Here is a 10,688-nt window from a genome sequence, read left to right on the forward strand (position 1 = left end):
TGTTTCCTCGGCTTCGGTGAATGCGGCGGGTGCTTCGGGTGGGTCAATTCGCGTCGGCGTGCGGCGACGGCCGCGCCGCGTGTGAGGGCGGCCGGGCGCGCATCGCGCCGACGATCGCATCGAGCGCCTGCTGCTGCGCGTTCGATGCGCGCTCCGACATGGCAAGGCGCGCGGCGCGCGCGCGCAGCGCCGGGTCGGCGAGCATCGCGCGCACGGCGGCGGCGATCTCGCCGGCGTCGGGTGCCGGCGACAGGCGCCGGGCCACGCCGTGTTCGGTCAGGCGCTGCAGCAGCAGGTCCTGCTCGAAGGTCTGCGGCAGGCCGAGCATGGGCGTTCCGGTCCATGCGGCCTCGCGCACCGCGCCGCCGCCGACGTGGCTCACGAACAGCACCGCGCGCTCGAGCAGCGCGAGCTGCGGCGCGGCGCCGTTCGCGCAGACGATCGTGCCGTCCGGCCAGGCGATCGGCCCGGGCTGCGTCATCGACGGGCTCTCGACCGCCACGAGCGTCGCGTCGACGTCGTGCATCGCGCGCGCGAGCGCCGCGTAGAACGCATGGCCCGGATCGTGCGCGGTGCCGAAGCTCGCATAGACCACCGGCCGCGCGCCGACGCGCGACCAGTCGAAATCCTGCGCGACGAGCCGCCGGGGCTCGCCGGAGCCGCAGAACAGATAGTCGGCGCCGAACGCATCCGCGTTCGGCTGCAGCGTGCGCGACAGGTGGACGAGGTTGGTCGGCGCGGTGTTGAGCGCGGTCGAGACGCCGTCCTCGGGCGGGCAGCCGTAGCGCCGGCCGATGGCGTCCCAGCAGTGCGCGACGAACGCGTCGAAGGCGCCCGGGTCGCCCGCCGCCGCGCGCCACGCGCGCGCGATCGGTTCGCGGGTCAGCATGTCGCGCGTGAGCGCCGCCGACGCGACCGACGCGATTCTCGGCACGCCCGCGAGATCGGCGGCGAGGCGGCCCCACGTGCACAGCAGGTCGTGGACGACGATGTCGGGGCGCTCGGCGTCGATCGCCTCGAGCACGGTTTGCGTCGCGTCGACCGCGCAGTGCGCGAGCACCGCGGGCAGCGCCAGCACCTGCGCGCCCTGCGGGCCCCGATACGGCGAGAACGGCGCGAACGGCACGAAGCGCGCGCCGTTCGCCTCGAGTTCCGCGCGGTGCGCGTCGATCTCGAGATACGCGACCTCGATGCCGTGTTGCACGAGCGCGCGCACGAGCCCGAGCGTCGGCACGACGTGCCCGACCGACGAGACGTTGACGAACAGGGCTTTCATGACGTGTGACCCTCCTGGAATCCGGTATCGCGGGATGCAGTGCACGCGCCGGCCCCGTCGAGCGCCGCGTCGATGCGCGCGGCGATCGCGTTGGCGAGCGCGCCCAGATGCGGGGCGCGCACCATGCTCAGGTGGTCGCCCGCCGCGCGATGGAGCGAGACGCCCGCCGACGTGCGCGCCGACCAGCCGAGATCCGCGCCGCGTCCGGCAGGATGCGTGCCGCCGTCGCTCACCCAGACGGCGACGGGCGCGCCGATCGGCGCGGGCGCCGGGCGGCCGGCGAGCGCCTTGTCGGCCGCGAGATTCGCGCGGTACACGTCGACCATCCGCGCGATGCGGCTCGCGGGCACGTCGGGCGGCACGACGCCGCTGGCCCTGAGCCGTTCGGCGAACGCGTCGATCCGCTGCGCGTGCGACAGCGGCGCGAGCGTCGCCGCGTCGATCCGCAGGTCGCGGCCGAGCGACTGCGTGAGCGCGGTCGTCATGTATTCGAGCAGGCCCGGTTCGTCGGCGGGCAATTGCGCAGCGAAATCGGCGTCGCTCGCGGGCGGCGCGTCGAGCGCGACGACGAGGCATGGCGCCGCGCCGTCGCGTTCGAGCGCGCGCGCGACCCACGCGGCGACGCTCGCGCCCCACGAATACCCGACGAGCACGAGCGGCGCGTTCGCCGCGCCTGCTCCGCCCGCCGCCCCGGTCGCGTCGACGAGCGCGCGTGCATGCGCGTCGGCGATCGCCTCGACGTCGGCGAGCGGCGCCGCGCGTTCGTCGAGGCCGGCCGCCTGCAGCCCGAGCACGCGATAGCGCGCGCCGAGCGCCGCCGCGAGCGGCACGAGCGACACGACGAGCCCCGAGATGTCGGGCAGCAGCGCGATCGTCGCGCGGGGCGCGTGCGCGCCGCCGCCCAGCGGGATCACGGCGGCGCCCGACGCGACATCCGCGCGCACGGGTGTCGCGTGCGGCGTGCGTGCCCTGGCCGCGGCGCGATCGACGGCCGCGCTCAGCGCCTCGATGCCGGCGTGCGAGAACAGGTCGGCAAGCGGCAGCGCGACGCCGAAGCGATGCTCGATCCGCGCGATCAGCTTGACGGCGAGCAGCGAATCGCCGCCGAGCGTGAAGAAGTCCGCCTGCAGCGCGTCGACCGGATGGCCGAGCAGCTCCTCCCACAGCGCGCGCATCGCGGCTTCGGTCGGGCTGCCGGCCTCGCCGCGCACGGCGGCGCGCACCGGCCCGGGCGCGGGCAGCCGGTCGCGGTCGAGCTTGCCGTTCGCATTGACGGGCAACGCGTCGATCGCGAGCACGCGCGCCGGCACGGCGGCGGCGGGCAGGTGTGCGGCGAGATGGGTGCGCAGCGCGTCGGCCACGTCGTCGATGCCGTGCATGCCGTCGGCGCTGCCTGCATCGACGCCGTCGCCGAGCACCGCGTAGGCGATCAGTTCCTGCCGGCCGTCCGCATGCGACAGCACGCGCGAGGCCGCTTGCCGGACCCGCGGATGCGACGCGAGGCACGCGTCGATCTCGTCCAGCTCGATGCGGATGCCGCGCAGCTTGACCTGCGCGTCGCGCCGGCCGATGAAGTCGAGCGTGCCGTCGCGCCGCCAGCGGACCCGGTCGCCGGTGCGGTACAGCCGTTCGCCGTGTGCGAACGGGTCCGGCACGAAGCGCGCGGCGGTGAGCCCGGGGCGATGCAGGTAGCCGCGCGCGACGCCGGCGCCGCCGATGGCCAGCTCGCCTTCGACGCCGACCGGCGCGAGCGCGCCGTGGCGATCGAGCACGACGAGGCGGCTGCCCGCGATCGGCGTGCCGATCGGCGCGGCGCCGGCCGCCGCGCGCTCGACGAAATGCACGCTCGCCCAGACGGTCGCCTCGGTCGGGCCGTATTCGTTCGCGAGCGTGCAGGCCGGGCCATGCCGATAGTGCGCGTCGACGACGTTCGCGCCCAGCGTCTCGCCCGCCAGCACGACGACGTCGAGCGACGCGAGCGACGGCGCGCACAGGTCCACCGCGAGCGCGTACAGCGACGGCACGCCGAGCCAGCCCGCGATGCGGCCGTGCTCGACCGCCGCGGCCAGCGCACGCGGGTCGCGCGCGTGGGCGGCGTCCGGGATATGCAGCGTGCCGCCGCTCGCGAGCATCCAGAAGAGGGTCGCGATCGAGCTGTCGAACGCGAGCGACGGCACGAGCAGCATGCTCGCCACGGGCGGATACGCATGCAGGCGCGCCGCCGTCGACGCGGCCAGGCTGCGATGGCTGATCGCGACGCCCTTCGGCACGCCGGTCGAGCCCGACGTGAAGATCGCGTACGCGAGCGCGTCCGGATGCACGGGCGCATCGAGCGGCGACGCGTCGCGCGCATCGATCGCGCCGGCGTCGCGATCGACGAGCAGCATCGCGCGGGCCGCATCGGCGAAGCGCGGCGCAAGCGCCGCGCGCGTGATCACGAGCGCCGGCCTTGCCTCGCCGACGATCGTCGTCACGCGCGCGGGCGGCTGCTCCGGATCGACCGGCACGTAGACGCCGCCCGCCCGCAGGATCGCCACGAGCGCGACGACGGCGTCGATCGAGCGCTTGAGCGCGACGGCGACGATGCTTTCGCCGGTTGCGCCGGTTGTGCCGGTTTCGCCGGTTCCAGCGCCGATGCCCATTGCGCGCAGCTGGCGCGCGAGCCGGTTCGCGGCGGCATCGAGCCCGCCGTAGTCGAGCGTGCGATCGGATGCGACGAGCGCCGGATGGCCGGGCGCGGTGCGCGCGTGCCGTGCAATCGCATCGTGCACGAGCGGTGCGTCGAGCCGCGCCGCGCGACGGTCGCCGAAGGCGAGCAATTGCGCGCGCGCCGCGTCGTCGAGGCCGTCGAGCCGCGCGAGCGGCGTGTCGGGCCGGCGCGCGAGATCCGCATACAGGCGGCGCAGCCGCGCGCTCAGCGCGTCGATCGTCGCGCGGTCGAACAGCTCGGCGTCGTATTGCCAGTCGAGCCGCAGTTGCCCGGACGCCGTGTCCTCGTGGGCGAACAGCGTGAGTTCGAACTGCGCGGCCGTTTCGTCGTCGTCGAACGCGTCGATCTCGAGCCCCGGCAGGCGCATCGCATGCCGGGGCGCGCTCTGCAGCACGAGCATCGCCTGGAACAGCGGCGTGCGGTCGGGCGTGCGCGGTTGGCCCGACGCGGCGACGATCGTCTCGAACGGCACGTCCTGCCATTCGAACGCGTCGAGCACGACGTCGCGCAGCCGGCCGAGCGCGTCGCGCGCGCTCGGTTCGCCGCGGAAGTCGCAGCGCAGCGGCAGCGTGTTCAGGAAGCAGCCGATCATCTGCTCGGCGTCGCGCGACGGCCGCTGGGCGATCGGGCTGCCGATCACGACCTCGTCCTGGTCGGCGTCGCGCGCGAGCAGCCACGCGTAGCCCGCGAGCAGCACGACGAACAGCGTCGTGCCCGTCTGCCGCGCGAGCGCGCGCAACGCGGCCGTTTCGTCGGCGTCCAGCGTGAACGACACCTTGCCGCCCGCGTGGCTGCGCTGCGCGCGCCGCGGCCGGTCGGTCGCGAGCGTGAGTGCCTCGGGCGCGCCCGCGAGCCGCTGCCGCCAGCGGGCCAGCGCCGTGTCGAGGCGTGCGCCGGCCGCCGCTTCGCGCTGGCGCGCCGCGTAGTCGGCATAGCCGAACGGCAGCGGCGCCAGCGGCGCGCCGTGCGCGTAGCCATGCGCGAACTCGCGCGCGAACAGGCCGAGCGACCAGCCGTCGCAGACGATGTGATGCATCGCCACGACGAGCAGCGCATCGTGCGCGCCGAGCGTCAGCAGGCCGACGCGCAGCGGCGGCTCGGCGGCGAGGTCGAAGCGCTCGCGGGCGAAGCGGCGGGCCGCGTCGCGCACGGCGGCGTCGTCCGCGCCCGTGAGGTCGACGATGCGCAGGGCCGGGCGCCACGCGGCGTGCACGCGCTGGCGCGGTGCGTCGCCGACGAGCGCGAACGTCGTGCGCAGGCTGTCGTGCCGCGCGACGATCGCGTCGATCGCGCGCGTTGCGGCGGCGACGTCGAGCGGCCCGCGCAGGCGCAGCGCGGACGCGATGTGATAGAGCGCGCTGTCGTCGCCCGCGAGGCGATCGAGGAACCAGAAGCGCTGCTGCGCGAATGACAGCGGGGCGGTGTGGATCGGGGCGGCTTCGGTTGCCGATTCGGGGTGGGGGATGGGGTTGCGCGCCGTCGCCGTCGCCTCTGCCTCTGCCTCTGCCTCTGCCTCCGACTCCGACTCCGACTCCGACTCCGACTCCGACTCCGACTCCGACTCCGACTCCGACTCCGACTCCGACTCCGACTCCGACTCCGACTCCGACCCCGACCCCGACTTCGCATCCGCATCCGCATCCGCATCCGCATCCGCATCCGCATCCGCATCCGCAGACGCAGACGCAGACGCAGACGCAGACGCAGACGCGGACGCCTCCACCGACACCGACGTATGCGACTGCGCTTCAGCGCGATCGCTGTCGCGCTGCATCGGTTGCGCGGTCGGCGATGCTTCCGTCGGTTCGCCGATCGCATCCGCGTTCGCCGCCGCGTCGATCGCGGCGGCGAGGTCCTGCACGGTCGGATGGTCGAAGATCGTCCGCAGCCGCAGGTCGATCCCGTGATCGTCACGCAGCCGCGCGACCACTTGCGTCGCGAGCAGCGAATGGCCGCCGAGTTCGAAGAAGTGGCCGGCACGGCCCACGCGCGCGACGCCGAGCACCTCGACGAAGACGGCCGCGACGAGCCGCTCGGTCACGGTCGCCGCATCGCGCGTGTCGCGCTCCGTCGTATCGGCGACGGCCGCTGCCTGATGGATGGACGGCAGCGCCGCGCGGTCGAGCTTGCCGTTCGGCGTGAGCGGCAGGCGGTCGAGCAGCAGCACGGCGGACGGCACCATGTGCGCGGGCAGGCGCTTGTGCAGATGCGCGCGCAAGGTGCGCGGCAGGTCGTCGGGCTGGCGGAACGGTACGTTGAAGAAACGCAGCAGGTCGGCGTCGGCGGAAAGCGAGGCCGTGCTCGGCGCAAGCGCGTTCGAGGCACCGGAGGCACCGGATGCATCGGATACGCCCCTCGTCGCCGCGCGGGGCATCCCGGACGCGGCGTCGAGCGGCGCGACGAACGCGTCGAACGCGCCATCTGCGCGGCCGTCCGACCAGCGCAGCCGGCAAGCCGCACCGGCCGCCGACGTCGCTATGTCGACGGCGGCCGGATCGACCGCCGCGTCCGGCGCCGTCGTTGCGAAGCCGTCGGGCAGTGTCGCGCCGTCGTCGGCGGCATCGAGCCACGCGACGAACGCGTTCGCGTGCGCGAGCCGGGCGTTCGGAATCCGCCGGACGACGACGCCGGCATCGGCGCGCAGCGCGTCGTCGCACAGCACGCGGAGGTCCGCCGCGGCGGCCGCGTCGATGTCGCGCGGCGCGGCAGCCGGCACGGCGCGAGCCGCCGCCGCGCCGCCCGTCTTCGTGATGATCGCGTCATAGCGATACGACGCGAGCTCGTTGCCGCTCGCGAAGTGCTTCAGCCGCACGTCGACGTCGGCGACGTCGTCGCGCCGCGCCGCGAGCGCGTCGAACAAGGCCGGATCGAACAGCAGCTCGGGTTCCTGCGCGACGAGCCGGTCCAGCTGCGCGCGCAGCGTCGCGCGCTCGCGCGCGCCGTCGCGCCGGCGCAGCAGCTTCGTCGCCTGGAACTGCCGCAGCAGCGGCAGGCTGCGCAGGTCGCCGACGATCAGCCGGCCGCCCGGCGCGAGATGGTCGAGCGCGCGCTCGATCACGCGCAGCGCATAGGCGGCATCGGGAAAGTATTGCGCGACCGAGTTGACGACGATCGTGTCGAAATCGTGCGCGAGGCCGTCGAGCGCGTCGGCGGCGCGTTCGATCAGCGTCACCGTGCGCAGCCCGCGCCGCTCGACGACGCGGCCGAGCCGCGCGATCGCCTGCGCGGAGAAATCGAGCCCGACGAAGCGCTCGCACGACGCGGCGAGCGGCAGCAGCAGCATGCCGCTGCCGCAGCCGATCTCGAGCACCCGGCGCGGCGCCCGCTCGCGGATCCGCGCGAGCATTTCGTCGCGCCACATCCGCATCTCGTCACGCGGGATCGGTTCGCCGTCGTAGCTGTCGGTCCAGCCGACGATGTCGAGCAGCTCGTCGTCGGCCGCGTCGCCGCTGTAGATCATGTCGAAGCTGTCGCGCCAGCCGGGCGCGGCGCCGGTTCCGGCCTCCGCTGCATCGGCGCCGCCATCGCCACCGCGCGGCACCGCGTACGCGACGAGCTGCGCGGCGTCGCCCGCGCCCGTCACGACGATCGCGCAGTCGGCGACGGCCGGATGTGCGCGCAGCGCCGCGTCGATGTCGCCGAGCTCGATCCGGAAGCCGCGCAGCTTGACCTGCTGATCGGCGCGGCCGCGATATTCGAGCCGGCCGTGCGCGTCGATGCGCCCGAGATCGCCGCTGCGATAGAGGCGGGCGCCGGCCGCATCGACGACGAAGCGCTCGGCCGTCAGCGCATCGCGGCCGAGATAGCCGCGCGACACGCCTGCGCCGCCGACGAGAATCTCGCCGACCATGCCGGGCGGCACGGGCTGCAGATGCGGGTCGACGAGGCGGATCGTCATGTCGGGCAGCGGCTCGCCGATCAGGCTGCCGTTGCGGCCGCGCACGTCGGCGAGCGTGATGCGCCGATAGGTGACGTGCACGGTCGTCTCGGTGATGCCGTACATGTTGACGAGGGCCGGCGTGTCGTCGCCGTGGCGGTCGATCCAGCCGCGCAGGCTCGCCAGTTCGAGCGCCTCGCCGCCGAAGATCACGTGGCGCAGCACAAGCTCCGCCTCGCGGCCGTTGCGCTCCTCCTCGGCGATCAGCTGGCGGAACGCCGACGGTGTCTGGTTCAGCACGGTCACGCGCGCGTCGCACAGCAGGTCGTAGAACGCGTCGGCCGTGCGGCGCACGGCCTCCGGCACGATGACGAGTTCGCCGCCGTGCGCGAGCGCGCCCCAGATTTCCCATACCGAGAAGTCGAACGCGGTCGAATGGAACAGCGTCCACACGTCGGTCTCGTCGAAGCCGAACAGCGTTTCCGTCGACGTGAACAGCCGCGCGAGATTGCGGGCCGTCACGCACACGCCTTTCGGGCGGCCCGTCGAGCCCGACGTGAAGATCACGTACGCGAGCGCGTCGGGGTCGGGCGCGGGCAATGGCGGCGGCGATGCGACAGGCGGCGCGTCGTCGTCGATCGACCAGATCGCCGCGCTCGCGTGCGCGGCGGCGGGCAGCGTGGCCTCGAGCGTGCGCTCGGTGAGCACGACGGCAGGTTGCGCGTCCTCGAGCACCGTCAGCACGCGTGCTTCCGGATAGCCGGGGTCGAGCGGGATGTACGCGGCCCCCGCGCGCAGCACGGCAAGCATCGCGACGATCGTGTCGAAGCCGGGCCGGAACCACAGGCCCACACGCGTGCCTGCGCCGAAGCCGGCGTCGACGAGCCGATGCGCGAGCGCGTCGGCGCGCGCGTCGAGCGCGCGGTAGCTGAGCGTCGCGTCGCCGCAGCGCAGCGCGATCGCGTCGGGCCGCGCCCGCGCGTGCTCGCGCACGCGCTCGCAAACCGGCGCGAAGCGCGCGGCGGGCGGTGCGGCGCGGGCCGGTGCGGCATCGACTGCCGCGACTGCGCTCGCGAGCCCGCTCGACAGCGCGAGCCGCGAAAACGGCAGGTCCGGCTCGCGCCCCGCGTGTTCGAGCAGTGCGACGTACTGCGCGGCGAGCCGCTCGATCGACGTGCGCTCGAACAGGTCCGCGTCGAACGACAGCGCGAGCGCGAGGCCGTCGCCGTCGCGCGCGAAGAACAGTTCGAGATCGAAGCGCGACGCCTCCTGCGCGATGATCGGCTCGACCGTCAGGCCGCCGAGCGCGAAGGTCGCGTCGGGCCGCTGGTCGAGCATCGTGACGGCGATCTGGAACAGCGGATTGCGGCCCGCCTCGCGCGGCACGCGCAAGTCGTCGACGAGCTTGTCGTACGGCAGCGCCGCGTGGCTCATCGCATCGCGGATCACGGCCGTCTGCCGGCGCGTCAGCTCGCGCAGGCCCGGGTCGCCGGACAGGTCGCCGCGCAGCACGACCATGTTCGCGAAGAAGCCGACCATCGCCTGCGTCTCGACCCGCTCGCGCCCGGACACCGACGTGCCGATCACGATGTCGTCCTGTCGCGCATGTCGCGCGACCAGCGCCATGAAGCCCGCGACGAGCACGGCGAACGGCGTCGTGCGCTCGTCGCGCGCGAGGCGGTCGAGTGCCGTCACGATGGGGCCGGGGATCGTGCACGACAGCAGGCGATCGGCGTGCGCCGCGCGAGCCCGCCGCACGCCGCGCACGCCGTCGAGCGGCAGCTCGAGCGGCGTCGCGCCGGCGAGCTGCGTGCGCCAGTACGCGCGCTCGCGCGCCCAGTCCTCGCCGCCCGCGCGCTGCCATGCCGCGAAATCGCCATACGTGATGCCGAGCGGCGGCAGCGCGTGCGCGCGGCCCGCGCGCCGCGCGTCGTACAGCGCGATCAGCTCGCGCAGCAGGATGCTCATCGACGTGGCGTCGCCGAACAGGTGATCGAGATGCATCAGCACCGCGTGCTCGTGCGCGGACAGCCGCACGACGCGCAGCCGGAACGGGCGGCCCGCCGCGAGATCGAACGGCGTCGCGAACAGCGCGCGCGCGGCCTCGACGAGCGTCGCGTGCTGCGCGGCGCCGGGGCGGCCGGTCCAGTCCTCGACCGCGATGTCGGCGTGGCCGGGCGCGCACACGTGCTGCCCGGGCACGCCGTCGCGCACGCGGATCGCGGTGCGCAACGCGTCGTGGCGACGCACGAGCGCGTCGACGCATTCGACGAACAGCGTCTCGTCGAGCGCGCCGCGCAGCCGGAACGCGCTGCCGATCGTGTAGCCGTTGCCGCTTTCGTTCAGTTCGTGCAGGAACCACAGGCGCTGCTGCGCGAACGACAGCGGCGCGTCCGTGCCGGGCGGCCGGCGCGGAATCGCGCGGTCGGGGGCGCTCGCGGCGACGTCGTCGCCCGCCAGCGATTTCAGCAACGCGAGATCGAGATCGAAATCGAGATCAAGACCGTTATCGTGAATCATGTACGCTCCGTCGGTTCGGCATCGGGATCGGCAGGGTGACGCTCAGGACTGCGGCTGGGACTGCTCGAGGAAACGCCGCAGGCTGAGCGGGCGCATGTCGGTCCATACCTGGTCGACGTACGCGATGCATTCGTCCTCGGTGCCGGTCTTGCCGACTTCGCGCCAGCCGGCCGGCACGGGCCGGTAGGTCGGCCAGATCGAATACTGTTCTTCGTCGTTGATGACGACCGTGTAAACGGTGTCGTGATCGAGGTCTGCCATCTGCGTTCTCCTTGTGAAATCGAAAGATCGGTAATCCGAAGTGA

The 10,688-nt window shown here is 73.8% G+C and carries 3 protein-coding genes; all 3 read right to left on the reverse strand.

The genetic code is table 11. The features are described 5' to 3' along the window. Positions 1-43: 43 nt before the first annotated feature. The 3 genes from ABFO07_RS31415 to ABFO07_RS31425 are packed head-to-tail and all read right to left on the reverse strand — an operon-like array spanning position 44 to position 10,644. Positions 44-1,276: a nucleotide disphospho-sugar-binding domain-containing protein gene (locus ABFO07_RS31415; protein ID WP_347469874.1), complete on the reverse strand. Its 1,233-nt coding sequence runs from the start codon at positions 1,274-1,276 to the stop codon at positions 44-46. Continuing rightward, on the reverse strand, positions 1,273-10,383 hold the full coding sequence (locus tag ABFO07_RS31420; RefSeq protein WP_347469875.1) for a non-ribosomal peptide synthetase: 9,111 nt from the start codon (positions 10,381-10,383) through the stop codon (positions 1,273-1,275). The genes ABFO07_RS31415 and ABFO07_RS31420 overlap by 4 nt, the downstream gene beginning before the upstream one ends. A 42-nt stretch (positions 10,384-10,425) precedes the next feature. Continuing rightward, the gene (locus tag ABFO07_RS31425) at positions 10,426-10,644 is read right to left on the reverse strand and encodes an MbtH family protein (protein ID WP_059534389.1); all 219 of its coding nucleotides are present in this window, start codon (positions 10,642-10,644) and stop codon (positions 10,426-10,428) included. Positions 10,645-10,688: the final 44 nt, after the last annotated feature.

This window comes from Burkholderia stagnalis (assembly GCF_039848545.1).
Taxonomy (GTDB): domain Bacteria; phylum Pseudomonadota; class Gammaproteobacteria; order Burkholderiales; family Burkholderiaceae; genus Burkholderia; species Burkholderia stagnalis.